Consider the following 26,212-nt stretch of genomic DNA (forward strand, 5'->3'; position numbering starts at 1 on the left):
TATTTAACTCTATAGATATTTCGGTTGTTTGACTCATTAATTTCATATCTAATAAAAGATCTGAGAAAAAATTTACTTACACATTGATTTTTTGTTGAGTGGACGCTCTTGCTTCTGGATCAAGGCAGGGAGCCATACAAGCTTAACTTGACGTTGCCAGTAAAATCATATAGATTAAAAGCATTGTTCATATCGAAAAGCATTGACCGGGGATCTATGTTTCCAGGATCGTTCGAACAGAGAAGGGATTCACCGCTGAAAGGTCCCTCAAAGAACGAGAGAAGCATATCCTGCCTTGGAAGCTGCAGCATCCTTTGCTGCCGGGATCGGCCGTTATCCGTATCGAGGACTGCCAGGCATGTACTGGCAGTTGAATTAGGGTGGTATCACGACACATTCGTCCCTGACGGATGTGTCTTTTTTGCGTTAATTCAGGGGCCTGAAATTCACTTTATTCCCATAAGAGAGGCTGATTAGTATGCGCCAAAGTAATCTGTTAGCAACAACCCTTCGCGAAGCGCCTGCGGAAGCGGAAACCATTAATCACCAACTGCTGCTGCGTGCCGGATATATCCGCCAGCTGGCTGCCGGGATTTATACTTATCTGCCTTTGGGACGACGGGTATTACGTAAAATTGAGAATATCGTGCGGGAGGAAATGGACGCTGCCGGTGCACAGGAAATGCTGATGCCTTCCATGCAGCCCGCCGAGCTGTGGAGGGAATCGGAGCGATATGAGGTATATGGCAAGGAATTGATGAAGCTGAGGGACAGGCACGAGCGGGAGTTTGTACTGGGACCGACGCATGAAGAGGTCATTACCTCTCTTATTCGGGGAGAAGTCAGTTCGTACCGGAAACTTCCGGTTACTGTCTATCAGATTCAGACCAAATTCCGTGACGAGCGCCGTCCCCGTTCCGGATTGATGCGTGGCAGAGAATTTTTGATGAAAGACGCATACTCTTTTGACACGGGCTGGGAAGGACTAGACGAGACATATTCAAGGATGTACAAGGCGTATCAACGGATTTTTGAGCGCTGTGGACTTTCTTTCCGGGCCGTTCAAGCAGATGCTGGAGCCATCGGGGGCGAAGGAGAAACCCACGAATTTATGGCCTTGTCGAGTATTGGCGAGGATACGATTGCTGTATGTCCTTCCTGTGATTATTCCGCTAATCTGGAGCAGGCAGAGGTTTATTCCGGGGAGGAGGATGTGCTGTGCACAACGGACAGCCTTCCTGCCGCAGTGAAGTTCCATACTCCTGGTATCCGCACCATTGATCAATTGGAGCAAGAACTGCAGATTGTACCGGAACAGGTAATCAAAACGTTGATCTATCAAGGCGGGGGCCAGACCTTTGCAGTACTTGTCCGGGGAGATCATGAGGTTAATGAGGTCAAGGTAAGGAACTATATCGGAGCTAACGAGATCGCGCTGGCTGATGCCGGGGCTGTAGAAACGGCTGCAGGAGTGGAGAGCGGTTATGTCGGGCCTGTGGGACTCTCACTAACTGTGCTTGTCGATAGGGCGGTAGCTGCAATGACTTCCGGGACCACTGGAGCTGGAGAAAAGGACTTTCACATCAGTGGAGTGGTGCCTGGCCGCGACTTCAGTCTTACACAAGTGGGGGATTTTCGAACAGCTCAGGAAGGGGAGCGTTGTCCAGTTTGCGGCAAAGGGGTCCTACACTTTCATCAGGGGATTGAAATCGGACATATATTCAAGCTGGGGACGAAGTACAGTGATAAGCTTGGTGCTTCATTCCTCGATGCAACCGGCAGAAGTAAAGCTATGATTATGGGCTGCTATGGTATAGGAATCTCTCGACTGCTGGCTGCGGTGGCTGAACAGAATTACGATGAGCAGGGGCTCATCTGGCCTGTAGCCCTCGCGCCTTACAAGGTGCATATCCTGCAGTTATCCGTTAAAGACGAGGTACAGAAGTCTACTGCAGAAGCACTGTACAAGCAGCTCACAGAGCTCGGTATTGAGACTTTACTGGATGACCGGGATGAACGTGCAGGGGTGAAATTTAAAGACTCCAGTCTGATAGGCATACCAGTGGCCATTGTTGTCGGTAAGGATGCTGGGGAGCACAAAGTGGAGTACATGGACCGGAGATTGAGCAGTAAAGAGGTTATGGACATTGCTGAAGCGGTGTCCCGTGTTGCTTCCGGGCAGATCAGATGAAGGGATAAAGATTCCTGGAATACGTTAAAAAGTAGCGGAGTTAATGTTATAATAGACTACTGGACGTATTTTGGAAGAATGAGGCTAAGGAGCGAATCTTTTTGAAGACACTTATTATTGCGGAGAAACCGGATATGGGGCGGAATATCGCCGCCGCAATAGAACCGAAGGCCAAAAACTACCGCTCTTATCTGGAAGGTGAGCAGTATATCATTACCTGGGCTATCGGTCATCTGATCGGTCTGGCCGAGCCGGAAGCGTATGATTCGAAGTACAAAAAATGGAATATTAATGATCTGCCTATCATTCCCGAAGAGTTCAAGCTGGTGCCGAATGCGCGTACGCTGGATCAGCTGAAGGTGATTGGGGAGCTGGCGAAGCGCAGTGATCTGCTGGTGAATTCCTGCGATGCCGGGCGTGAGGGCCAGCATATCTTTTCACTGATTCAGCGTCACCTGCAGCTTGCACAGCCTGTGAAGCGACTATGGATCTCCGATCTGACCCCGGAAACGATCCGCAAAGGCTTTCAGGAGCTGAAGGACGGGTCTGAGTACGAGAATCTTACCAAGGCTGCGAAGGCACGTAGTGAAGCGGATTGGCTAATTGGAATGAACGGCTCACGTGCGTTTACCACCAAACATAATGTACTGCTGTCGGTAGGCCGAGTGCAGACCCCTGTGCTTGCGCTGATTTATGACCGGCAAAAGACGATCGAGGCCTTTTCCTCACTGAAATTTTTTGAAGTCGAGGGTCATTTTGCCCAGAATGAGATGACCTACAAAGGCATGTGGCAAGGAGAACGGATGACCGACGGAGCCAAGGCTGAAGCACTTGCTGCCAAGGTGAAGGGTAAGCCGGCGCGGGTTGCTTCTTACGAAGTGAAGGAAACCAAAGAATATCCGAACAAGCTGTATGATTTGACGCTGCTGCAGCGGGAAGCCAACGGCAAATATGCCTTTTCTGCCAAAAAAACGCTAGATCTCGCCCAGGCACTGTACGAAAAGCATAAGGTGATATCATACCCGCGTACGAATTCCAACTATGTGACCGAGCAGAATATTCCGGAAATGCACAAGACATTGTCTGCGCTCCAGGGTACAGCCTATGACGAATGGGTCAAAGGTGCAAACCGGAACCTTGTACACAAGGGCAATAAATTCATCTGCAACCCGTCCAAGGTTGAGGATCACCATGCCATTCTGCCAACGAACCGCAAGGCTTCCGGATTAAGCGCCGATGAGGCCAAGCTCTATGATCTGATTGTCCGCCGGTTTCTCTCGCAATTCTATCCGGCTGCGGAGTATAAGGTGCATACGGTCATTACCGAGGTTGAAGGGGAAAACTTCAAAACAACTGTCAAAGAACTGCTGAGTCTGGGTTGGAAGGTAATCTACGGGGATCAGAAGAAGGACAAGTCCAAACCGGCCAAAGGCAAGGGCAAGGAGGACGAGGAAGAGGAAGAAATCGAGGTTAGTGAGCCCTTCTCGATGGATCCCAATGCTGAGGTTCACTGCAGCGATGCTATAGTGAAAGAGAAGGATACCCAACCGCCCAAGCACTATACCGAAGGGACGCTGCTCAAAGCGATGGAAAGTGCGGGTAAGCAGATTGAAGATGAAGAGCTCCGCGACGCTATGAAGGATTCAGGGCTCGGCACACCGGCTACCCGGGCGGCAACCATTGAACGGCTGAAGAATGTGGGTTATGTGGAAATGCAGGGTAAAAAAATTGCCATTACCCAAAAAGGCCGGACCGCGATTGAGTTGATCCGTGGAGCGGGTGTTGAGCTGCTCACTTCACCGGAAATGACCGGTCAGTGGGAACGGCGGCTGAATGAAATTGCCCGGGGAACAGCTGCAGACAGCCAGTTCATGGCGAATGTAAAGCGCTTCGCCTCCATGATCGTGGATAAGGTCCGTGTGCAGTCCCGGGCGGACAGAACCTCTTTCGAAGGGGAGACGCCTGCCCTCGGCGGTGGAGCCAAGAGCCGAAGCAACGCAGGCTCCCGGACACCAGTCAACAAGAAGTCAGCGCCAAGGAAGCGTAGTGGGGAAGAGGCAAGCACAGCTACAGCAGCAAAGCCTCCCCGCAGCAAGCAGACTACATCAGAAAGCCCAACAGATACCGGTCCTAAGGTTATCGGAGCTTGTCCGCGTCCGGGTTGTGGAGGTTTGATTTTTATGGGACGTAAAGGTTATGGCTGCTCCCATTACAAGGAAGGCTGTAAGTTCGTGATCTGGAAAGAAACATTTGGACGGACGCTTACCGATGCCCAAGTGAAGGCATTGATTGAGAAGGGGCGCACCGGCAAGCTGAAGCTTACTGCGGAGGACTGCTCACCGCTGGAGGGCAAGCTGGTTCTGAAGAGCAGTGAAACAGGGCAGCTCGGCATCGAGTAAGAATACCAGCAGCTGACCAATCCGCAGCCTGAATGTTTGTCTATACAATATAAAAGAGGATGCACTCCAGCCTCCAGGGTTCCTGGCCGGGGTGCATCCTCTTTTGATGAATCTATTTGCTGTCAGACGAGGCGGCTTCAATTGCAGCAATCAGTCCCTCGTAGGAGGAGTCAGGCAGCAGTTTTCCATTTACCATAAACTTCGGCGTGCCGTTTACACCATAGGAGCCGGCGATTTTGAAGTCTTCTTTTACATCGTACATGTAGGTCTGGTTCTTCAGATCCTGTTCGAACTTGTTGTAGTCAATGCCTTTAATGTTATCCTTCACGAAGCCTAGAATGAATTTCTGGGTTGCCCATATTTTGCTCTCGTCACCCTGGTTCTCGTACAGCTTGTGAACATACTCCCAGAATTTCTCATTGCTTTGATGATAGATGGCTTCGCCTGCACTGGCGGCAAGATAGGAGTCACGGTCGAGAAAGGCGAAATTCATGAAATAGAACTGTACTTTTCCGGTATCCACATAATCCTTAATGAATGTATCCAGATAAGCGGCGGTCCACTTTTTGCAGGCGGGACATTTGAAATCAGCGAATTCAATGACTTTCACTTTGGCATCTTCGCTTCCCAGATGCGGTTGTTTTTCGTATTTCAGCCCGTCCACAACGATGGTTCCTTTGACATCTGTGTAGTTCGGGAGTTGGTCGAGTTCGCCTGTTTCGCTCGCTTTGCCTTTTGTAGTAACAAAGACAAGAGCACCAATCAGCAGAATGACAACGACCCCGAGCAGCATTGGCAATAATCGTCTGGTATTCGCTGAGGTGTTTGGGTTTGTTTTCTTATTCATTGCTAACCTCCTGCGTGGGATGAAAATCTACTCAAATAGTATAATCATACCCACTGCAGGCTGCATATGTCATTTGTAACAAGGAACCTGGAAGCGCATCAGCCGTGACTCTTATACTGTACTGCAGATCGGATGACCGGAGGAACCTCGCTGATGCTGGAGATCGTCTGGACGGACTGCTGCATCTCACGCTGCAGTTCAATGAGATTGTATAGCCATTCATTCTTCTGCTTCAGGTAGATGCTGTTGATGCCTGCGGTCAAAGCCGGAAGCACATCTGTGCGCAGAGAGTTGCCGATCATCCAGGTGTTTTTGCGGTCGAAGCTATGCGTACTCAGGATATTCTCCAGTGACTCGATGTTTTTATGCTGGCGGATGTAGATGCGGTCATCAAAATAAACATCAAGCTTCATTTGCTCAATTTTGCGCTGCTGGATGGTATCGTCGCCTCCGGTGTAGAGGTAGAGCGCATGACCGTCCTGCTTCAGCGTGTCCAGTGTTTCCACCATGCCCGGATAAGCTTCGACCTCCTGGTCATAAACGCTCATCCCGAGCTTCATCAGCTGTTGTTCATGAAAAGGCTCAGCGGGACGGTTATATTTGATGCAAAAGAAGCGGTAAGTCGCAATGAGTGATTTCGGGAAATTATCGCTGGCGAGGCCGCTTGTGCTTACGGTTTGCACATCGATTTCCACCTGCTTACTGCGGAATTCTGCGGTAGTCGCGCCATATTCACCAAACCACTCGGACATCAGCTCGAAATATTGCCCCAGAATGAGGTCGAAATATTTGTTGCAATGCACCAGGGTGTCGTCTAGATCAAAAATCACTTGCTGTGTCAAATATTTCATAGTGCTCACTCCTAAATGTTTTGAGAGCAACTGCTCCTTGACTGGCTTCGTTCAAAACTCGCTTCGGAAGCATAGGCCATGTTTTGAGAACAACTGCTCTGTGACTGTATTTCTTTCTTTCTGAATTTGTATAACTATTATAGACGAATATAGGACTCCAGGAACATCTGAAGTTCCGAAGCACCGTCAGGCCTAATGCTGTAGCGTTCTGTGCCTTCTCCCCGAAGGTGTACACGCAGTAAGCCGGCGACACGCAGGATGAGCAGGTGATGCATCAGCATTTCTCTGGATTGGCTGAGTTCTGTCTGCATCTCCCACAGGGTCTTAGGCTCATGGGCAATAAAGCGCAACATGCGCAGCCGGGTCGGGTCCGAAAGGGCTTTTGTCAAGCGGAGCAGCACTGTAGGCGGCTCATCTTCACTGTCCAGGGGCACATCGACCGGATACTGGACCAACATCATTGTTTTATAGAAGCAATAGGTATTAATGGGCCGATTATGAACGGTGGGCAGCAGTACGATGGTTTCGAGCTCCGGGATGTCTTCAATCACAATTCCGCCGGAGGCATATTCAATTAGAGGTACAATGTCCATTTTACTCTCCAGCATTTTTTTCTCGGAGGCATCTTCAATCAGCAGCGGGAGAATCTTTTGCTCTGTATGACGGAAATACTGCTCGTACCATAGGCGCAAAAGTGGAGTGTATCCATATTTGATCCTGGCGCATTCTTCAAGAGTAAACTCTTGGAAAAAAGGGGTTGTACGCTCGAAGCATTCTTCCAGCGAGCAGGATTCAAGGTCATCGAGGAACTGTGTTACTTTGGAAGCCGTACCTCTGCTGTACGCCCACGCATAGAGCACATCATAGTCGTCAAAAGGCCACTCTGCGGCCTGCCGCAAGACTGAAATCTGGAGTGGAGCAATCCGGCTGTCCACATCACGGATCCAGTCTGGGCCGATGTCAAGATTGGAAATCCATTTTTTTGTTACATATAACATAAAACTGTCAAGCAGCTCATATACCGGCGAAACATCAATTTCTAATTTATAGTTCATGAAGCTTGCACCCCCAGAAAAATCGGTCACTTCTATTTATTATCTCTTGTTTTGAAGAAGGTTGTCCACTATAATGTTCCGTGTTTGCCAGGGCGGTGTCACGAGCCATAACCAAAGAAATACATAGGAGGATTCATCTGTGTCTAACAGTCACTCAATATCTGTGAACCAGAGCAGCAGGCTCAATTACATCATTCTGATTACTGTTATCATCGCAGCGGGACTGAGCCAAGGCTTACTGCTGCCGGTCTTATCCATTCTGCTGGAGCAAAAAGGAGTCTCATCCTCACTCAACGGGTTGAATGCCGCCGCACTGTATGTAGGCTCGTTTGCCATGACGCTGGTAGCGGAACGGATTCTCAGCGCAATCGGTTTCAAAAAATTGATCTCAGCAGGCATCAGTCTTGTGCTGGTATCATTAATATGTTTTCCGTTGCTGCCGGGTGTCAAGGCATGGTTCGTGCTGCGTCTTCTGGTAGGGATCGGGGACTCAGCTATCAATTACGCTGCCCAGCTCTGGGTGCTGTTAATGACACCTGCGGAGCACCGGGGACGTAATCTATCCTTGTATGGTATGTCCTACGGATTAGGATTCAGCCTGGGGCCGCTTGGCATAAGTTTGCTCCGTTTCGGGCAGGCGGCACCTTTTGTTGTGATTGCGTTATTATTTCTATTCGTGTTGATCCTGGTGGTGCTGAAGCTGCCGGTCTCTCATCCGGACAAAGTAGAACATGGGGAAGGGCAAGCTCGCCGGTTCGCCCGGAGCTACAGTCTTGCGTGGTATGCGCTGATCCCCGCTCTTTTATACGGATATATGGAGGCAAGCCTGAACAGCAACTTTCCGGTCTACGGGCTGCGTATCGGCTTCAGTGCTAATCAGATTGCAGCGCTTCTTCCATTCGCAGGGATAGGCGGCTTGCTGCTTCAAATGCCGTTAGGCATATGGAGCGACCGGTACGGGCGGAAAAAGATTCTGATCTTCTCCGGTGTGGGCGGGGGCTTGGCGTTTGCCTTGTTGCCGCTTACGGGAGACCACTTCCTGTGGACTTTGGCTGTGCTTATGGCAGCAGGCGGGCTTGTGGGTTCTTTTTTCTCACTCGGTCTCAGCTATGCTGCAGATATTCTTCCCCGCAATTTACTGCCTGCCGCCAACGTAGTCTCGTCATTTCATTATAGTTTCGGCAGCATTATGGGTCCGGGAATCGGCGGCGTGCTGCTGCAGTTTGGCTGGGGCGGAGGGGTTTTTGTTCTTCTGGGTGTTCTATATATTGTGTTCGGCCTGGCAGGGTTATTATTCTCGCCACGGAAGCTGATTTGAGGTAAGATAAGAACGAGTGCTCGCATGGAATTTGATCCCGCTTTCAGAGTACACTATAGAGTAGAGTAGAGAAGAAGACAGGGAGAGGCTGAACTATGATTACAGTTGAACATCTGGCCAAAGCAGTAGGAGAAGACAAGAATCCGGTACTGCAGGATATTGGCTTTCAATTAGAAGCAGGTGAACTTGTGGTTCTGCTGGGAGCCAGCGGAAGCGGCAAATCGACACTGTTGCGATGTCTGGCACTCAAGGAGAAATGGGACAGGGGCAACTTCAGGGTAGATGGAACGGATATCCTGAAAAGTGTCTTTGCCGGCAAACGCAAGATCCGCCGGGAATGGGCATATCTGGAGCAGAATGCAGAACTGAATCCGAACCGTACAGCGCTCAAAAATGTGCTGATTGGACAGTCCTCCCAGACGCCTCTCTGGCGGATGGTTACCGGCATGGTGCGTTCAGATGATTACATGGGTGCAATGGACGAGCTGGATTTACTCGGCTTGCTTGACAAGGCGAAGATGAAGACCAGCCAGCTCAGCGGCGGGGAACGTCAGCGTGTGGCGATTGCCCGTGCATTGGTGCATGGTGCCAAGGTTATTCTGGCAGATGAGCCGGTTACCGGCCTGGATCCCAAAACAGCAGAGAATGTGCTGGAAACGCTGCGCAAGCTGTGCAAGGAAACAGGGCTTACCGTGATTACCGTAATCCCGATCGAGCTGGCGGAGCGTTATGCTACACGCCTCTGGGTGCTGGAGGATGGAAGAATCAGACATGATGTCAGGGGCCGCCGCCTAACCTCTCAGGAGCGTGCCCATTTATAGCGGATCGAACCACGTAACCGGGAAAGAGTGATGAAGTTGAGTAGACATGTTATCAAGCGTCTGGCGGCGTTATCACTGTCACTATCAGTGCTGTCAGGATGCACCTTCATCAGTGACCCTGTTTCGCGGATGAAGGCACCCCAGCTGTCGGCTGACAAGGCATCACTGATGACAGCAATCAATTCGCTGAAGCCCGCCGGCTCCACACTGATTCGTCCGGCGAATGACGACGACAGTTCTATATTCACGGAGGATCTGGATAAGGACGGCGTCATGGAGACGCTGGTATTCTATCTTACCAAGAACGAAACGGTACAGATTCACGGGATGATTCTGGAGAAACAGGATGAGGGCTGGGTGAAGAAGCTTGTGTTTGACGGTAACGGGATGGAGCTTGATTCTGTTGACATCAAGGATGTAACCGGAGACGGCAAACTGGATATCATTGCAGGATACTCACGAGGTGAAGAAAAAGGCATGGTGGTGTACCGCTATGCGGGCGGAGTCCTGGAGGAAGTGCTGACCCAGCCCTACACCAAATATTTGCTGGATGACCTGAACGAGGATGGCATTGAAGACATTACGGTTGTGAATTTCAAGCGTAATGAATTTGCCACAATTACAACCTACCAGTACAGTGACGGGTTCAAGGTTCTGGATGAACTGGATGATCTGGACCCGTATTTCAGTAATTATTACAATATTGTCTCAGGAAAAGTAGCAGAGAACAAAGAAGGTATTATCCTGGATGCTGCGGTGGATTCCCATTCGGCATACACAACCATGGTTGTGATGGAGAACAACAAGCTGCGGGTGGTTGTTCCGGGAGACGCTCGCACGTTTAAAGAACGAAAGATTGTCAGTGAAGACATCGACGGTGACGGTATTTTGGAGATCGGCCTGCTCGAGTCGCCTAAGGGCTGGGAATATTTTGATCCGCAGACGATCCCTTATTTTAATTCCTATTATAAATGGGATGGAAAGAACGGTCTTACGTTCTCCGATCAGTTGTACCAGGACCCGTCGGACCGATTCACCATTAACATTTTACCGAAGTGGTACGAGAAGGTCACAGTTGACACCAAGTCCGTTCAGGATAAATATCTGAGATTTATTGTGCTGGACACCGGAGAAACGGTCGCTGAGGTTTCTTTCTTTACTCCTGCTGAATGGGAGCGGGATAAAAATGAAGGCTGGGAGCTGTTAGGAAGCGATCTGGACAAAATAATCGGCTACCGTGGAGAATTGGAAGAGAGCAAAAGCGGAGGAGAGAGTAATAAAATCACCTCGCCTATTGAAAGGAAGGGAATCGATGAGTAAGGTATTAATCCTGGAGGATGAAGAATCTATCCGGAGTTTTATCGTGATCAATCTGAAACGTAACGGCTTTGAAGTACTGGAGGCAGCAGACGGCAATGAAGCCCTTCACAAGCTGACAACGGTGCCGGATATTGACATTGCACTGTTGGATGTAATGGTGCCGGGCATCGACGGCTTTGAGGTATGCAGACGGATCAGGGAAACTAATGAGCGGCTGGGGATTATCTTCCTGACAGCCAAGGTACAGGAGCAGGATAAAGTATATGCCCTGTCGGTAGGAGCGGATGACCATGTCAGCAAACCGTTTAGTCCTACTGAGCTGATCGCGCGCATCCAGTCGCTGCTTCGCCGGGTTAATGTTCACCGTGAACAGTCCGCCAAGGTTTCTTTTCAGTCTGGACCGTTTACTCTGGATCTGATCTCCAAGCAGTTCAAGCGCAGCGGTGAGGCTATCGAACTGACACCGACCGAATTTTCACTGGTTCAGTATTTTCTGGAGATGGAGAATACCCCGCTTAGCCGGGATTCGCTGCTCGATCATGTCTGGGGCAAGGAATATATGGGAGATCCCAAAATTGTGGATGTGAACATCCGCCGGCTGCGTCAGAAGATCGAGAATAATCCTTCGGAGCCGGAATATCTTCAGACCGTGTGGGGTCATGGCTATAAGTGGAAAGGCCAAGCACAATGATCAAGAAGGGGATGCGCAGACAGATTGTATTGCACTATATTTTTGTCGTCTTTGTGGCGCTTCTCCTCGTTGAGGTTATATTCCTGCTGGCGATCCGGACGTATTATTATGACAGTGTATACAGTAAAATCACCTTGCATATCGGAATGGCGGAGGATTTCCAGAAATATGAGATTTCCGGGGATCGTTCGCCCAATCAGCTGCAAAAGCTGTTGGATTTCTTTCAAATGGACTATACCGAGTTGCAGGTGCTGACACTGGATGGCAATATGCTCATCAGCTCCACTGGATTTCAGCCCGACCGCACCATTACGACGAGTGATGTCCCGGAGGCGGTGGGAGGAAGCTTCGGCCGCTGGGTTGGACGCCAGCCCGGAACGAACGAGAGTGTAATGGCGGTGTCTAAGATGGTGCATATCAACGGGCGAGAAACCTATGTGATCCGTTACATTACCTCCATGGAGAGAATCGACAGTGATCTGCTGAACCTGACACTGGTATCCATCGGGATTGGTGTGGCGGTGATGGCGATTGTGGTTTTGTTCAGCTTCGGTCTGGCGAATTCGATTGTAAAGCCGCTGAAGAATATTACGGCAGTCTCAGCCCAGATGGCCAAAGGCAAGTTCACGACACGGATCAAGGGCGATTACAAACACGAAATTGGGGATTTGGCGAATACGCTGAATTACATGGCAGATGAAATTATCCGCAGTAATCAGATTAAGGATGATTTCATCTCCTCCATCTCGCATGAGCTGCGGACCCCGCTTACTAGCATTAAGGGCTGGAGCGAAACGCTTATTTCAGGCGGGTATGATCCCGAGGAAACCAAGCTGGGCATGGGTATTATCTCCAAAGAAAGTGACCGACTGATTGGGCTTGTGGAAGAGATTCTCGATTTCTCCAAGCTGCAGCAGAACGAGATGAAGCTGTCTATGGGCCGTGTGGATATCAAAGTACTGCTTCAGGAGACGATTCTGAACATTTGGGCCAAGGCAGAAAAGAAACGGATTCATCTGCTTTTGGAGTGCGACGAGACGTTCTATATCAAGGCTGACGCTAACCGGTTGAAGCAGGTATTCCTTAACCTGGTAGATAACGCTGTGAAATTTTCCCCCGAAGATTCAAGCATAGTTTTGTCCGCGCACCGTCTGAGCGGCAGTGAACTGGCGGTCGTTGTCCGTGACAGCGGTATAGGCATCAGTGAGGCACATCTTGGCAGAGTACGCGACCGGTTCTTCCAGGTGGATGCGCTGAATGGCGGCACGGGTCTGGGTCTCGCAATTTCTCAACAAATCGTGGAGCTTCATGGTGGCAAGCTTGAAATGGACAGTGAGCTTGGAAAGGGGACGCAGGTGACTGTGATCCTGCCTATGACGGAAGAGCTGCCTGTTACTGCTTCACAGGAAGACCAACCGTTATAACATGATATTGAGATCATAAAAAGGATGAGGAAGCTGTAGTTGACAGCTTCCTCATCCTTTTTTGTTAATATATAGTTGTTACGAAGGAAGTCCTTCTGCTCGCAGACGGCCTGTTTTTTCGTATACTTCCTGCAAAAGGCGGGAAGGCTGGGTCTTGATCACCGGTTTGGCAGCGACGATCTCATGCGGTCCGACAACTACAATGTTCTCTGGACTGCCTTTGATCACGGCACCATCTTTAATGATTGCACCTTCGCCTATAATGGCATTCTCAATCAATACGCCACGGCCAATTTTTACCCCGGGCATAATGACGCTCTGTTTAACCAGGCTCAGCTTGCCGATTTCCACTCCTCCAAACACAACCGAACGATTCAGACTGCCCTCCAACAGGCAAGTTTCATTCACCAGACTGTCAGTGGTGGACATCTGAAGGCGCGGTTTATGTGGAGCGGGTTTCGTCCGGCGGGCTCTGCTATACATCGGCCAACGGGAGTTGTCGAGCTTGAAGCCGTTGTCTTCGTGCAGCAGGTCCATATGAGCTTCCCATAAGCTGTCTACGGTACCAACATCTCTCCAATAACCTTTGAAACGGTATGCGAACAATTCATCTTGACCATCCAGCATGGCTGGAATCACATCCTTGCCAAAATCATGGCTGGAGGCAGGGTTAGCTGCATCCAGCAGCAAATGCTCTTTGAGGTATTTCCAATCAAATAAGTAAATTCCCATTGAAGCAAGGTTGCTTTTTGGAACCTTAGGTTTCTCTGCGAATTCCGAAATCTGAAGTTCCTCATTCACATTCATCACGCCGAACCGGCTGGCCTCATCCCAAGGCACCTCCATAACGGAAATGGTGGCTTTTGCCGATTTGCTTAAATGATAATCGAGCATTTTCTTGTAATTCATATGGTAAATATGATCTGCCGACAGAATTAGGACATGCTCCGGGCTGTGGCTGTCAATGAATTCAATGTTTTTATAAATAGCATCGGCTGTTCCTGTGTAGCTATCTCTGCCTTCAACGCCGGAAGGAAGCAGCTTCACACCTTTGTCCGACTGGGTATGGAGCCCCCATGGCTCACCCGCTCCAATATGGTTGTGCAGGGAATTAGATTCATATTGTGTCAGTACCCCAACAGTATCAATATTGGAATTTACACAGTTACTGAGGGGAAAGTCAATGATTCGATATTGTCCTCCGAAAGGGACTGCAGGCTTAGCCATGGTGGAGGTCAGGGGAGCCAGTCTGCGGCCTTCCCCGCCTGCCAGAAGCATGGCGATACATTGTTTTTTACTCATTTGTTATCCCTCCCATTTTTTTGTCAATGCTTGTAATATACACGCTCAGCAAGCACTTGAAACGCATAGGTGAAATATATTGCCTTAATTCTGCAAAAATTACATGAATAATTTTCTTTATTCTTGAACCCCCGATTTTCTGCCCGAAATCATTTTCAAATCAGTCGCATTCGGGTAATGTTAAAGGTGCATCCTATATTAGAAGGTGGTGATGATTTGGCCGATATATCAGCAACAGTTAACCTCCCGTCAAACGATGATATTTATTTGTTCCATGAGGGCACGAATTATCGCAGCTATACGATGCTGGGCGCGCACATTGCCGCTGAAGAAGGAATACCTGGCGTACGCTTTACCGTGTGGGCTCCTCATGCGACATATGTAGGATTGGCTGGTAATCATAACGGCTGGGATGGAACTGATGACGTGGACTCGTTATATAAGATACCCGATTCAGGATTTTGGAGTCGTTTTTTTCCGGAGATGAAAGCGGGAACTTTTTACAAATACAGGATTGTGGCAACAGACGGGTCAAGCTTCCTCAAAGCAGACCCTTATGCCTTCCAAGCGGAGGTGCGTCCGGCCACAGCTTCTATTGTTGCTGAACTGGATGGTTACTCCTGGGGAGACGCTGCTTGGCGGCGGCGGAGCAAGGCTCCGTATCAAGCACCGCTGAATATTTACGAAATGCATTTTGGAACCTGGCGCCAAAAAGAAGATGGTGAACTATACACGTACCGTGAGATGAGTGAGCTTCTGATCCCTTATCTGCTGGAAATGAGCTACACCCATGTCGAATTTATGCCACTCGCTGAACATCCATATGATTTGTCCTGGGGATATCAGGGCACAGGGTATTTTGCTGCGACAAGCCGCTATGGGGAACCGCAGGATCTGATGTTTCTGATCGATAAGCTGCATCAGGCAGGCATCGGTGTGCTCCTCGACTGGGTTCCGGCTCATTTTGCCAAAGATGCCCATGGCCTTCGATTGTTCGACGGGTCGCCGTTGTATGAATACGCGGATCCAATGCTGGCCGAGAAACCAGGGTGGGGGACACTTTCTTTTGATTTCAGCAAACCGGAAATTTCATCCTTTCTGATATCCAATGCGCTGTTCTGGTTCGAGATGTATCATATTGACGGAATGCGTGTAGATGCAGTCACCAGTATGCTCAGACTGGATTTCGAAAAGAAAAATCATGAGTATCGCAGAAATGCAAATGGCGGTTTGGAAAATTTAGATGCCATCCGGTTTATTCAGCAACTCAATAAGACAATATACCACTATTATCCGAAGGCTCTGATGATGGCGGAGGAGTCCAGTGCCTGGCCGGGCGTTACAGCTCCTGTGCATGAGGGAGGACTGGGTTTTAACTATAAATGGAACATGGGCTGGATGAATGACACACTGGGTTACATAGAACATGATTTCGGGGCGAGACCGTATCATCATAATTTGTTAACCTTTCCCATCTGTTATGCCTATGCCGAGAATTATACGCTTCCTTTATCCCATGATGAGGTGGTGCACGGCAAGAAGTCACTGTTGGACAAAATGCCAGGCAGCTACGAGCAGAAATTTGCAGGCCTTCGCCTGCTGCTGGGTTACCATATCAGCCATCCCGGTAAAAAACTATTGTTCATGGGAGGAGAATTCGGCCAATATATCGAATGGAAGGATCAGGACCAGCTCGACTGGCTGCTGCTGGATTATGAGAGCCACCGACGCATGCTGGCCTTCACGGCTGCACTGAATAAGCTCTATGTGAACGAAAGAGCATTATGGGAACTTGATCATGATATGGAAGGGTACCAGTGGATTGATGCCGACGACAGCGGCCAGAGTATTGTCTCTTATATCCGCCGTGGCAAAAAACCGGTTGATACCTTGCTGATCATCATTAATTTCCAACCGGTTGAACGGCAATTGTACCGGATTGGAGTTCCGCGCCCGGGTACTTATGAAGAGCTGTTTAGCTCGGAGAATATTGAATTCGGCGGGTCGGGTATGCACAATGAACCGATGAAGAGCACCAAGCATGAATGGCACAATCAGGTGAACAGCATTGAACTGACCATTCCTCCGCTTAGCTTCCTGGTGTTGAAGAAATCAGGCCGAAAGGCAGTAAAATAAAAGGGATCGAAGTCCATACATTTAAGGGGGATATCGAGATATGAAGGTTTTATTCGCTGCAGCCGAAGCGCATCCGTTTGTCAAAACGGGAGGGCTGGCCGATGTCATTGGAGCGTTGCCCAAAGCGCTGAAAAGTGCAGGTGTGGATGTCCGGGTGATTTTGCCTAAGTACCGGGGGATTTCAGAGAAATTTGTTTCCCAAATGGAGCATGTTGCTGTTCTAAGTGTGCCGATCGGCTGGCGCAATCAGTATTGCGGTATTGAACGGTTGGTATATGACGGCATTCCGATATACTTTGTTGATAATGAATACTATTTTGGACGGGACGGTATATACGGCTATATGGATGATGGCGAGCGTTTTGCCTTTTTCAACCGTGCGGTTCTGGAGTGCCTGGAGATTATTGATTTTCAACCGGATGTGCTGCACTGTCATGACTGGCATGCGGCAGTGATTCCGATGCTGCTTCAGGGGCATTACCGCCACAATCCGTTCTACAAGGACATCCGAACCGTGTTCACCATCCATAATCTTCTGTATCAGGGAGTATTCCCTTACGAAGTGCTTGGTGAACTGCTGGGTCTGGATGACAGCTACTTCCTAGGAGTCGAGTATTACGGGAATGTGAATTATATGAAAGCAGGTATTGTCTACAGCGATCATATCACGACGGTTAGTCCGACGTATGCTGAAGAAATCCGCACTGCGTATTATGGATATGGGCTGGATGGACTGCTCAACTCACGGGCAGACAGCCTGAGCGGGATCGTCAATGGGATTGATACTAAGATCTATAATCCGGCCAGCGATCCGCAAATTTATACCCGCTACCGTTCCAATCTGGCCAAAAAAGCCGAAAATAAACTCGCCTTACAGCAGGAGCTGGGACTTCCGGTCGCACCCTATATCCCGATGTTGGCCATGGTCACGCGCCTGGTCGACTCCAAAGGTCTGGATCTCCTAACACGTGTGCTGGATGAGCTGCTCTATTATGATGATATCCAGTTTGTACTGCTGGGCACTGGTGATGAAGTCTACGAACGCTGGTTCCGTGAGGCGCAGTGGCGTTATCCAACCAAGCTGTCTTCCCAAATCCTATTTAATGATGCACTGTCCCGCAAAATTTATGCGGCAAGTGACCTGTTCCTCATGCCATCCAAATTTGAGCCCTGCGGAATCGGCCAGCTGCTGGCCCTGCGCTACGGAAGTATTCCGGTAGTCCGCGAGACAGGCGGGTTGAACGATACCGTACATGCCTATAGTGAGGAAACCGGAGAGGGGAACGGATTCACCTTCAAGGATTACAACGCCCATGATATGATGTATACCATCCGCCGGGCGGTGTCGTTCTATCAGAAGCCGGAACACTGGAAGAAGGTAACCAAGAATGCGTTTGCCGGTGATTACAGCTGGAACGTATCGGCGCAGCAGTACATGGACATTTATAACCGTATTTTGGAGTAGAAGAGAGTCTTAAGTATACAACAAAGGACGTTTTGCAGATCATAGTGATCTTTGCAGAACGTCCTTTGTTTATTTGGTGCCAATAAGCATTGCTGCGACCATTCACTACATTTAGCTTAAGTCCCGGCTGAGAATCCGGTAACCGTAAGGGTCGAGCGAGATATGCATCATTCCGTCTTCCGGGGCGACAGACGCTCCCGTAAGCGCATCCTGCCAATCGTCGGTTTCCATGGGATGACTAAGAATACGGGGTTCCGGAGAATTATTCATCCATACGGTAAAATGAATCACGTCATCCGAGCGCTCGTATACGATGCACGGGTCATTCTCACACGCCTGCAGAATGCGGAAGCGGCCTTCGCGCAGCGCCTTGTTTCCCTTTCGCAACGCAATCATCATCCGGTAAAAATCATACAACTCACGATCCTGCTTCGCTTCATCCCATTCCATGCATTTGCGGCAGTCCGGGTCTTCGTTGCCGGTAAGGCCGATTTCGTCGCCATAATAGATACAGGGCGTACCCATAAAAGTAAAAAGAAAAACAACAGCCAGCTTCAGTCTCCGCTTGTCTTCGTTTAATACCGTCAAGAGCCGGGGGGTATCATGGCTGCCAAGCAAATTGAAGACCACTTCATTCGTCTGTTGCGGATAACGCATCAGGAGACCCCCAATCCGGTGACCGAAAGTAATACCATCCATCCCTCCGTTGAAGAACTCCAGTACCGTACCCGAAAAAGGATAATTCATGACAGAATCGAACTGATCTCCCAGCAGCCAGGTCAACGAGTCACTCCATACTTCGCCAACGATATAGGCTTCCGGATTGGCGGCTTTGACCACTTTGCGGAAATCCCGCCAGAAATGATGATCGACTTCGTTGGCAACGTCAAGCCGCCAGCCGTCCACCTTTATTTCCTTGATCCAGTATTCAGCAACTTCCAGCAGGTAGGACCTCACCTCGTGATTGGCTGTATTGAACTTCGGCATATTGCCAAAAAAACCGAAAGTGTCATACGTAGGAATACCGTCGACAATTTCGGCAGGGAAGGAGTTCAGATGGAACCAGTCTTTGTATACCGAATACTCCCCCTTTTCCAGAACATCCTGAAACGGAGGGAACTTGTCGCTGCAGTGGTTGAACACGGCGTCCAGCATGACGCGAATGCCTTTGTTATGACATTCCTCGACAACGGTTTTGAACAACTCATTATCCCCGAAATGGGGATCGACCTTTTTGTAATCGACAATATCATATTTGTGGTTCGAAGGTGACACGAAGAGAGGGGTGAAGTAGACCGCATTGATCCCGAGCTCCTGCAGATCGTCCAGATGGTCCAGCACACCTTGCAGATCCCCTCCAAAAAAGTTATCCAGCTTCGGCTTGCCGCCCCATTCCTCTACACCCTCCGGATCATTCGATGGATCGCCGTTGGCGAACCGTTCCGTCATAATCTGGTAGAACACCGCATCCTTGGCCCACTTTGGAACCTGAAACAGATCGATTTGGTGGATGTAGGGAAACTCATAGAAATGATTGGGTGCTTGTGGGCATTCCGAACGGATACCATTGTCGAGCAGATATACCGTTTCGTCGCCCTTGCTCACACGAAAGGTATAGCTAAGGCGTTTATATTTAGGCCGGACCGCAGCCTCCCAATAATCGAACATGTCGTCCGAAGCCGCTTTTTCCATCATAATATCGTAAGAAGTATCTTTCCAATTGTATTTGTCCCCGGTTAGCGCCACTACACAGTCCACATCATCCCGTTTGGTGCGAACACGCAGATGTATAGTCTTTGCATCGTAGGCATAAGCCCACTTGTCGCGGGGAACATGGTACATAGCCTCAACTAGCATGATTGCACCTCCAAAAAGTTTTGTGTATAAAACTCGCTTCGTAAACATAATTTTATGTTTTGTGGGCTCTGAAGTTAATACCACCGGTAGAGACTGCATGAACCAACCCGGTTATTCCGGGAGTAATTGGAGATAGTACATAGTATATACTTCTTTTAACAGCATGTGCAAAATGGCGGGGGGACTGAGCAGTGCTCCTGATTTTCCTTCTGTATATAGCAAGCTTTGTCACAAATTTGTCTTTGCATATTCATGCGTAGTGATTTATAATAAATCGGTCAATGGGACAACTTAGAGAATTTAAGAACTTAAAGAGAACAGGGGAGATATACAGAATGAACAAATGGGGTAAACTTTCACTAGGAATGGTGCTGGTAGCAGGTCTGATGACCGGCTGCGGCAACAATAACAAAAACAATAGTGCAGCTACGGACACCAGTGCGAATACAGGTACCAAAGCTGCTGCCAAGACACTTACCTTGGGAACCAGTGCGGATTTTCCTCCATATGAGTTCCATAAAGTAGTGGATGGCAAAGATACCATTGTGGGTTTTGATATCGACATTGCCAAAGATATTGCGGCGGATATGGGCGCTGAACTCGTCATCAAGGACCTGAACTTCGATTCCCTGCTCAATGAATTGTCCAGCGGCAGAGTGGATATGGTTATTTCCGGACTGAGTCCAACCCCGGAGCGTGAGAAGGCGGTAGGATTGTCGGATATTTACTATAAAGCAGAACAGGCTGTTGTTGTGCGGGAAGCCGACAAAGACAAGTTTGCTACCATGGATTCCCTGAAGGGTATCAAACTGGGTGTGCAGACCGGATCCATCCAGGAAGACATCGCCAAAGGCATTGAAGGTGCTCAGCTGACTTCCTTGGGGAAAATTTCCGAAATCGTGCTCCAGCTCCAATCCAACCGTGTTGATGCTTCCATTATGGAAGGACCTGTGGCCAAAGCTTTCGTGAAGAACGTTAAAGGACTGGCGATTACAGATGCCAAACCTGAGGTTGCAGATGACGGTTATGTAATTGGTGTGAAAAAAGGCAACGATGAGCTGCTGAAGCAAATTAATGCTACACTGACCCGCCTGAATGCCGATGGCAAGATCGACGAGTATGTTGCTGCTGCCAGTGAGCTTGCCGAGAAGTAAGGTTTCCGGCCAATTTTAGCAGATGTGTTTTTAGCCGCCCCTGCAGAATGTTGCGGGGGAAGGTTTAATAATAAGAGTGGATATGAAAATGGCGGTGCTCCGCTGTTTTCTATTTTTTTGCAGACAGGAGGTTATGCCAAAAATGAATGTATTCGATATTGCTTATGAGTACCGCAATTTTTTCCTTTCCGGTTTGAAGTACACGCTGCTGCTGGCTGTGCTGGGGGTATTCTTCGGATTTGTGCTCGGCATTGTAGTTTCTTTGCTTCGCATGTCCAAGTGGTGGATCCTGCGTTTCATTGCGACAGCCTGGGTGGAATTCCTGCGTGGAACACCAATGCTGGTCCAGCTGTTTTTAATCCATTACGGTCTTCCTGAATTCGGCATTGAGTTTTCGCCGATTCAATCCGGGGCAATCACACTGACTATTAACAGCTCTGCATATCTGGCTGAGATATTCCGTGCCGGGATACAGGGGGTGGACCGTGGACAAGTGGAAGCGGCACGTTCGCTTGGGATGCGGCAAGGGATGACGATGCGTTATATTGTCTTGCCCCAGGCTATCAAGAATGTACTGCCTGCAATCGGTAATGAATTCATCACCATCATTAAGGAATCTTCTATCGTTTCAATGATTGGGGTAGCCGATCTGCTATTCGAAGCGAGATCCGTTACGTCTATAAGCTACGAAGGGCTAAATCCCTTGCTCGTAATTGCTGTAATGTACTTTATTCTGACATTTACGTTATCTAAGATCCTGGGTGTATTGGAAAGGAGGCTAAGAACAGGTGATCACCGTTAAGAACCTGCAAAAAAGCTTCGGCAAGCTGGAAATCCTGAAGGGCATTGACCTGCAGATCCAAAAAGGAGAAGTAGTCGTCGTTATCGGCCCTAGCGGATCGGGCAAAAGCACTTTTTTGCGTTGTCTGAATCTGCTGGAGCAGCCTACAGGAGGAGAAATCACCTTTGAAGGTGAATCGATTACAGACAAGAAGCATGATATCAATGTGACACGGGAAAAAATGGGCATGGTTTTCCAACAGTTCAACCTGTTTCCACACAAAACTGTACTGCAGAATATTATGCTGGCTCCGTTGAAAGTGAGAAAGCAGCAGGCATCCGAAGCGGAAAAAATTGCTACTGAACTGCTGCGCACCGTGGGCCTTGCAGATAAAAGGGATGCTTATCCGTCTCAGCTTTCCGGTGGACAAAAGCAGCGGATCGCCATAGCAAGGGCTCTCGCCATGCAGCCGCATGTAATGTTGTTCGATGAGCCTACCTCGGCGCTTGATCCTGAAATGGTCGGTGAAGTACTGGAGGTCATGAAGAAACTGGCTGAAGATGGCATGACGATGGTAATCGTTACCCATGAAATGGGCTTTGCCCGTGAAGTAGGCGACCGTATCTTGTTCATGGACGGCGGTGTGATTGTGGAAGAAGGCGAACCGTCGCAGGTTTTCGGCAATCCTAAGCATGACCGGACGAAGGATTTCTTAAGTAAAGTCCTATAGTTTAGCTCCGAACGGCCCCGGAACCATTCTCCGGCGGCCGTTTGTTTTTGGTTCGAAGCGGAATGGGTGATATAGTATACATAAATGGCCAATCAACTTGAAAAGGAGTACATACAGATGAGAGATGATCTTTGCCGGATTGGCATTATTGATATTGGTTCCAACTCTATTCGTCTTGTAATATATGATACGACGCTGGAAGGAGGCTACAAAATCATCAAGGAGTGCAAATACTCCGCTCGTCTGAGTGAAAAGATTACAAAGGAAGGCAGGCTCGAGCGGAAGGACATGGATACCATTGTTCCTGTTCTGCACCAGTTCAAGGAGATTTGCAGCGCCTTTGAGGTCGATAAAATCCGGGCCGGTGCCACTGCGGCTATCCGCAATGCGGCAAATTCTGAAGAGATTATCTCCTACCTTTCAGAGGCATCGGAGATTCATATTGAAGTTATCAGCGGACACCAGGAGGCTTACTTTGGATTTTTAGGCGTTATTAATGCCTTTGATGTTCAGGATGGTTTTGTAATAGATATCGGTGGCGGAAGCACGGAAATCACCTTATTTCGGGGACGACGTTACCAGCACAGTATTTCTTTTCCGTTCGGTGCGGTCAATACAAATCTAATGTTCAGCCATAGTGGCAATTGGAATGTAGACCAAGTACGTAAACTTCAGGCCTATGTGATAGGGAGACTAGTAGAGCATGACTGGCTGAACAGCGGGGCGGGACTGCCACTTTACGGTCTTGGCGGAACTCTGCGCTCACTGGGGAAGCTGGACCAGAAGATGCGGGATTATTCCCTTCCCAATTCCCACGGCTATACCTTATCCACTGAGACCATAGATCACTTTATGGAGACACTGCCTTCGATTCCGTATGAGAAGCGCAAAGATTTGGACGGGTTGTCCAAGAGCCGTGGGGATATTATCGTCTCGGGGTTGATTATTTTTCACACGGTTTACCGGTATATTGGTGCCAGTGAGGCATTAATCAGTGGAGAGGGCCTGCGGGAAGGGATGTTGCATGACCTGCTTGAACCGGAGCAGCCTGTGCGTGAGAGTGCGCTGGAATTCAGTCTCAATACGATCATCCGGTTTGATATCCGGACATCGAAGCGGCATCTGGATCACATCTTTAAGCTGGCAATCAGCCTCTTTGACGCATTTGGTACGGAAGGGGACCGGGACGAGCAACGGATGCTGATCTACGTGTCAATCATGCTGCATCGGACCGGCTCCAATATCAACTATTATCAATCCAAGCGGCATACGCGGTACTGGCTGATGAACTCCCCGATCCGCGGACTAACCCACCGTCAGCTGATCCTGGGAGCTTTGATTGCCTCCTACAGCACAAAAAGCCGGAAGCAGAAATTGTCCCAGATCCACAAGGACATTTTACTGGCTTCCGACGAAGAATGGATTCATAAGCTGGGCACACTCGTACAGCTAAGCATTGCGCTGGATAGTACCGAGATAGGTATTGTAAGCGGACTAGAAGCCCGCCTCCACGGCAATACGCTTGATCTGGAGCTGCAGGGTGCCGGTGAGCTTCTGATCGGTCTGGAGGACATTGAGAATGCCCTCAAAACGTTCAGGAATGTTTGGGGGCTGAAGGTAAAACTCGGCTTCCCTTCCAACGGGTAACATCCATAGCGGCGAACTGGCTCCGGAACGGGGCCTTTTTGTCGTCTGCACGCTCATAGTATCCGTTCGGCTGAAGGAAACTGGACTTCACATTATCCTTAAGCGTCATATCAAGAATCTTGACAATCTGTTTACGGATTTGGCTGTCTTTTACGGGACACATCAATTCAATGCGCCGGGTCAGATTCCGCGTCATCCAGTCGGCGCTGGACAAGTAGACCTCAGGGTTGCCGCCGTTCTCGAAATAATAGATCCGGGAATGTTCCAGGAAACGGTCCACAATACTGCGTACAGTGATACGTTCACTAAGCCCTTCAATCCCTGGACGCAGGCAGCACACCCCGCGCACAATCAGATCAATCGGTACACCAGCCTGTGCTGCGCTGTACAGATTATCGATAACCTCCTGATTGGAGAGGGAGTTCATTTTGGCGATGATCCGGGATGGACGCCCGGCGGCGGCATGCTCGGCTTCACGCAGGATCAGCTTTTGAAGCGACAGACTCATATTGGTCGGTGCAACGATGAAGGAGTTCCAGTCATAATTGGCGGAATATCCTGTCATCTGGTTGAACAGCTCAGAGGCATCCAGGCCGATCTCGTTATTCGCAGTGAACAAGCTAAGGTCAGTATAAGCTTTGGCTGTGCTGTCATTGTAGTTGCCTGTTCCGACATGTACATAACGGCGCAATTCAAGCCCTTCCTGTCGGACAATCAGCGTAACCTTGGCATGAGTCTTGAGGCCAACCAGACCGTATACTACATGACAGCCCGATTGCTCAAGCTTGCGTGCCCAGGCGATATTGCGCTCTTCATCGAAGCGGGCCTTTAGCTCCACGACTACAGTGACCTGCTTGCCCGATTCCGCGGCGTTGGCCAGTGCTGTAATCAGTGGGGAGTTGCCACTGACGCGGTATAACGTCATTTTGATGGCCATGACCTGCTCGTCCTCTGAAGCCTGAATGATAAAGTCCGTCATTGCATCAAACGATTCATATGGATGGTACACTAGTACATCCCGTTCCCGTAGCACCTCGAAGAAATCCTCGTTCTCATCGAATTCAGCCGGATAGAGAGGTTCGATAGGAGCATCATGGAGATAGCTGAAGCCCTTCAGACTGCCTGCAAAACCGCGCAGGAAACCGAGATCCAGCGGCCCCTCAACCTCAAACACGAAATCTTCAAGCTCGAATTCAGCCTGCAGCTGCTCCAGCGCATAGGGATGAATCCCTTTTTGCACCTCTAGGCGGGCAGGAACTCCTCTCCGCCGTTTGCGCAGCTCCTTTTCAATCTCTTCCAGCAAGTCTTCCGCACCTTCTTCATCAATAGTGAGGTCGGAATTGCGCGTTAAGCGGAACTCACTAACGGCCACGGGATCATAACCGCTGAATAAAGTCTGGATATGATGGCGGATTACATCCTCAATAAATACAAACTGACGTTTTTTGCTGTTGGAACGGTGGGGAAGCGGAATGCATCTGGGCAAATTGGAAGGGATCTGCAGAATTGCGAAATAAGGGTCCTCTTCCAGACTACCCTTTCGTGTCAGCACCACCGCAAGATAGATAAACTGGCTGTGAACGAGCGGGAATGGCCGGCTCTGATCAACCGCCATCGGAGTCAGTACAGGGAAAATAATGTCCCGGTAATATTGTTCAATCGAGAGCTCCTGCGCCTGGGTAAGGTCCTCGTAATTTACAAACACGATACCTTCTTTGTGCAGACTTCGGGAGATATCCCGGAATGTTCTGTATTGGTCGGCAATAATTTTAGTGACCCTTTTGATTAGGCGCTTATAAAGGCCGGAGGGGGTGTATCCGGTGAAGTCTTTTTTTGTATAGCCTGCCCGGATCTGATCCTGAATCCCCGCAACACGGACACTGATGAATTCATCCAGATTACTGGAGACAATCGCCAGGAACTTGGCCCGCTCCATAAGAGGGTTATCCGCATCCTGTGCCTCCTGAAGGACACGCCGGTTAAATTCAATCCAGCTAAGATCACGGTTCAGATATGCTGTTGCTGGGCTGGTATGGATGTTCTTTTTCTCTTCTGCATTCACGTTCATAGACCCTCCAAGTGCTTCAATGTCTTTGTCTTCTATTATTCTACTATTTGCTCAAGAGAGAAATGTTAAATCTGTGTAAAATTTGCGCGAAAATGTTCAGAAGATGCAACAAAATAATGAATTTTCGAATGCCTTTATGAAAGGAATGTTAATTT

Annotated in this window: 19 protein-coding genes; 13 read left to right on the forward strand and 6 right to left on the reverse strand. The window is 49.2% G+C overall.

Annotated features, from left to right (window positions below):
* Nucleotides 1-478 precede the first annotated feature (478 nt).
* Complete coding sequence (locus tag A3849_RS21300) at nt 479-2,191, forward strand: proline--tRNA ligase (protein WP_074113222.1); 1,713 nt, start codon at nt 479-481, stop codon at nt 2,189-2,191.
* Nucleotides 2,192-2,292: 101 nt separating this feature from the next.
* Nucleotides 2,293-4,590 (forward strand): type IA DNA topoisomerase, encoded by a 2,298-nt coding sequence (locus tag A3849_RS21305; RefSeq protein WP_074113223.1) that lies wholly within the window; start codon nt 2,293-2,295, stop codon nt 4,588-4,590.
* Between the two features lie 112 nt (nt 4,591-4,702).
* On the opposite strand, the gene A3849_RS21310 is transcribed toward A3849_RS21305, so the two are convergent.
* From A3849_RS21310 to A3849_RS21320, 3 genes are all read right to left on the reverse strand, one after another.
* Nucleotides 4,703-5,437: a DsbA family protein gene (locus tag A3849_RS21310; RefSeq protein ID WP_074113224.1), complete on the reverse strand. Its 735-nt coding sequence runs from the start codon at nt 5,435-5,437 to the stop codon at nt 4,703-4,705.
* 98 nt (nt 5,438-5,535) lie between these two features.
* A complete protein-coding gene (locus tag A3849_RS21315; protein ID WP_074113225.1) occupies nt 5,536-6,288 on the reverse strand; it encodes an HAD family hydrolase in 753 nt (250 codons plus the stop codon).
* A 137-nt stretch (nt 6,289-6,425) separates the two neighbouring features.
* Nucleotides 6,426-7,343 (reverse strand): ArsR/SmtB family transcription factor, encoded by a 918-nt coding sequence (locus A3849_RS21320; RefSeq protein WP_074113226.1) that lies wholly within the window; start codon nt 7,341-7,343, stop codon nt 6,426-6,428.
* Nucleotides 7,344-7,482: 139 nt separating this feature from the next.
* Between A3849_RS21320 and A3849_RS21325 the strand changes: the two genes are divergently transcribed.
* From A3849_RS21325 to A3849_RS21345, 5 genes are all read left to right on the forward strand, one after another.
* Nucleotides 7,483-8,661 (forward strand): MFS transporter, encoded by a 1,179-nt coding sequence (locus A3849_RS21325; protein WP_256700848.1) that lies wholly within the window; start codon nt 7,483-7,485, stop codon nt 8,659-8,661.
* Between the two features lie 95 nt (nt 8,662-8,756).
* A complete protein-coding gene (locus A3849_RS21330; RefSeq protein WP_074113228.1) occupies nt 8,757-9,482 on the forward strand; it encodes a phosphonate ABC transporter ATP-binding protein in 726 nt (241 codons plus the stop codon).
* 36 nt (nt 9,483-9,518) lie between these two features.
* Complete coding sequence (locus tag A3849_RS21335; RefSeq protein ID WP_178382769.1) at nt 9,519-10,802, forward strand: hypothetical protein; 1,284 nt, start codon at nt 9,519-9,521, stop codon at nt 10,800-10,802.
* On the forward strand, nt 10,795-11,493 hold the full coding sequence (locus A3849_RS21340; RefSeq protein WP_074113230.1) for a response regulator transcription factor: 699 nt from the start codon (nt 10,795-10,797) through the stop codon (nt 11,491-11,493). The genes A3849_RS21335 and A3849_RS21340 overlap by 8 nt, the downstream gene beginning before the upstream one ends.
* Nucleotides 11,490-12,917, forward strand: a complete 1,428-nt coding sequence (locus A3849_RS21345; RefSeq protein WP_074113231.1) for a sensor histidine kinase — start codon at nt 11,490-11,492, stop codon at nt 12,915-12,917. Before A3849_RS21340 ends, A3849_RS21345 begins: the two co-directional genes overlap by 4 nt.
* Nucleotides 12,918-12,995: 78 nt before the next feature.
* On the opposite strand, the gene A3849_RS21350 is transcribed toward A3849_RS21345, so the two are convergent.
* Nucleotides 12,996-14,219, reverse strand: a complete 1,224-nt coding sequence (locus A3849_RS21350; protein ID WP_074113232.1) for a glucose-1-phosphate adenylyltransferase — start codon at nt 14,217-14,219, stop codon at nt 12,996-12,998.
* 216 nt (nt 14,220-14,435) lie between these two features.
* On the opposite strand from A3849_RS21350, the gene glgB reads away from it, so the two are divergent.
* Together glgB and glgA are read left to right on the forward strand one after the other, a co-directional pair.
* Nucleotides 14,436-16,355 carry a 1,4-alpha-glucan branching protein GlgB gene (glgB, locus tag A3849_RS21355; RefSeq protein ID WP_074113233.1) on the forward strand — a complete coding sequence of 640 codons (1,920 nt, stop codon included), beginning with the start codon at nt 14,436-14,438 and terminating at the stop codon, nt 16,353-16,355.
* A gap of 40 nt (nt 16,356-16,395) precedes the next feature.
* Nucleotides 16,396-17,820 (forward strand): glycogen synthase GlgA, encoded by a 1,425-nt coding sequence (glgA, locus tag A3849_RS21360; RefSeq protein WP_074113234.1) that lies wholly within the window; start codon nt 16,396-16,398, stop codon nt 17,818-17,820.
* Between the two features lie 111 nt (nt 17,821-17,931).
* Here glgA and A3849_RS21365 read toward each other — a convergent pair whose 3' ends face one another.
* A complete protein-coding gene (locus tag A3849_RS21365; protein ID WP_074113235.1) occupies nt 17,932-19,677 on the reverse strand; it encodes an alpha-glycosidase in 1,746 nt (581 codons plus the stop codon).
* 335 nt (nt 19,678-20,012) lie between these two features.
* Between A3849_RS21365 and A3849_RS21370 the strand changes: the two genes are divergently transcribed.
* The 4 genes from A3849_RS21370 to A3849_RS21385 all read left to right on the forward strand — a co-directional run bounded on the left by A3849_RS21370 (nt 20,013) and on the right by A3849_RS21385 (nt 23,989).
* Nucleotides 20,013-20,831 carry a transporter substrate-binding domain-containing protein gene (locus tag A3849_RS21370; RefSeq protein ID WP_074113236.1) on the forward strand — a complete coding sequence of 273 codons (819 nt, stop codon included), beginning with the start codon at nt 20,013-20,015 and terminating at the stop codon, nt 20,829-20,831.
* Between the two features lie 142 nt (nt 20,832-20,973).
* A complete protein-coding gene (locus tag A3849_RS21375; protein ID WP_074113237.1) occupies nt 20,974-21,633 on the forward strand; it encodes an amino acid ABC transporter permease in 660 nt (219 codons plus the stop codon).
* Complete coding sequence (locus A3849_RS21380) at nt 21,620-22,342, forward strand: amino acid ABC transporter ATP-binding protein (protein WP_074113238.1); 723 nt, start codon at nt 21,620-21,622, stop codon at nt 22,340-22,342. Before A3849_RS21375 ends, A3849_RS21380 begins: the two co-directional genes overlap by 14 nt.
* 117 nt (nt 22,343-22,459) lie before the next feature.
* Entirely contained in the window at nt 22,460-23,989 is a 1,530-nt protein-coding gene (locus tag A3849_RS21385; protein ID WP_074113239.1) for a Ppx/GppA phosphatase family protein, read from the forward strand.
* Here the strand turns inward: A3849_RS21385 and ppk1 are convergent.
* Entirely contained in the window at nt 23,937-26,057 is a 2,121-nt protein-coding gene (ppk1, locus tag A3849_RS21390; RefSeq protein ID WP_074113240.1) for a polyphosphate kinase 1, read from the reverse strand. The two genes, A3849_RS21385 and ppk1, sit on opposite strands and share 53 nt — an antisense overlap.
* Nucleotides 26,058-26,212: the final 155 nt, after the last annotated feature.

Source organism: Paenibacillus sp. P46E, from assembly GCF_001909095.1.
In the GTDB taxonomy this organism is placed as follows: domain Bacteria; phylum Bacillota; class Bacilli; order Paenibacillales; family Paenibacillaceae; genus Paenibacillus_AQ; species Paenibacillus_AQ helianthi.

Excerpts from the sequence above, each read along its gene's own strand:
- A3849_RS21300 (WP_074113222.1), top strand. The coding sequence starts at position 479 with ATGCGCCAAAGTAATCTGTTAGCAACAACCCTTCGCGAAGCGCCTGCG.
- A3849_RS21310 (WP_074113224.1), bottom strand. The coding sequence starts at position 5,437 with ATGAATAAGAAAACAAACCCAAACACCTCAGCGAATACCAGACGATTA.
- A3849_RS21315 (WP_074113225.1), bottom strand. The coding sequence starts at position 6,288 with ATGAAATATTTGACACAGCAAGTGATTTTTGATCTAGACGACACCCTG.
- A3849_RS21320 (WP_074113226.1), bottom strand. The coding sequence starts at position 7,343 with ATGAACTATAAATTAGAAATTGATGTTTCGCCGGTATATGAGCTGCTT.
- A3849_RS21330 (WP_074113228.1), top strand. The coding sequence starts at position 8,757 with ATGATTACAGTTGAACATCTGGCCAAAGCAGTAGGAGAAGACAAGAAT.
- A3849_RS21340 (WP_074113230.1), top strand. The coding sequence starts at position 10,795 with ATGAGTAAGGTATTAATCCTGGAGGATGAAGAATCTATCCGGAGTTTT.
- A3849_RS21345 (WP_074113231.1), top strand. The coding sequence starts at position 11,490 with ATGATCAAGAAGGGGATGCGCAGACAGATTGTATTGCACTATATTTTT.
- A3849_RS21350 (WP_074113232.1), bottom strand. The coding sequence starts at position 14,219 with ATGAGTAAAAAACAATGTATCGCCATGCTTCTGGCAGGCGGGGAAGGC.
- glgA (WP_074113234.1), top strand. The coding sequence starts at position 16,396 with ATGAAGGTTTTATTCGCTGCAGCCGAAGCGCATCCGTTTGTCAAAACG.
- A3849_RS21365 (WP_074113235.1), bottom strand. The coding sequence starts at position 19,677 with ATGCTAGTTGAGGCTATGTACCATGTTCCCCGCGACAAGTGGGCTTAT.
- A3849_RS21370 (WP_074113236.1), top strand. The coding sequence starts at position 20,013 with ATGAACAAATGGGGTAAACTTTCACTAGGAATGGTGCTGGTAGCAGGT.
- A3849_RS21375 (WP_074113237.1), top strand. The coding sequence starts at position 20,974 with ATGAATGTATTCGATATTGCTTATGAGTACCGCAATTTTTTCCTTTCC.
- A3849_RS21385 (WP_074113239.1), top strand. The coding sequence starts at position 22,460 with ATGAGAGATGATCTTTGCCGGATTGGCATTATTGATATTGGTTCCAAC.
- ppk1 (WP_074113240.1), bottom strand. The coding sequence starts at position 26,057 with ATGAACGTGAATGCAGAAGAGAAAAAGAACATCCATACCAGCCCAGCA.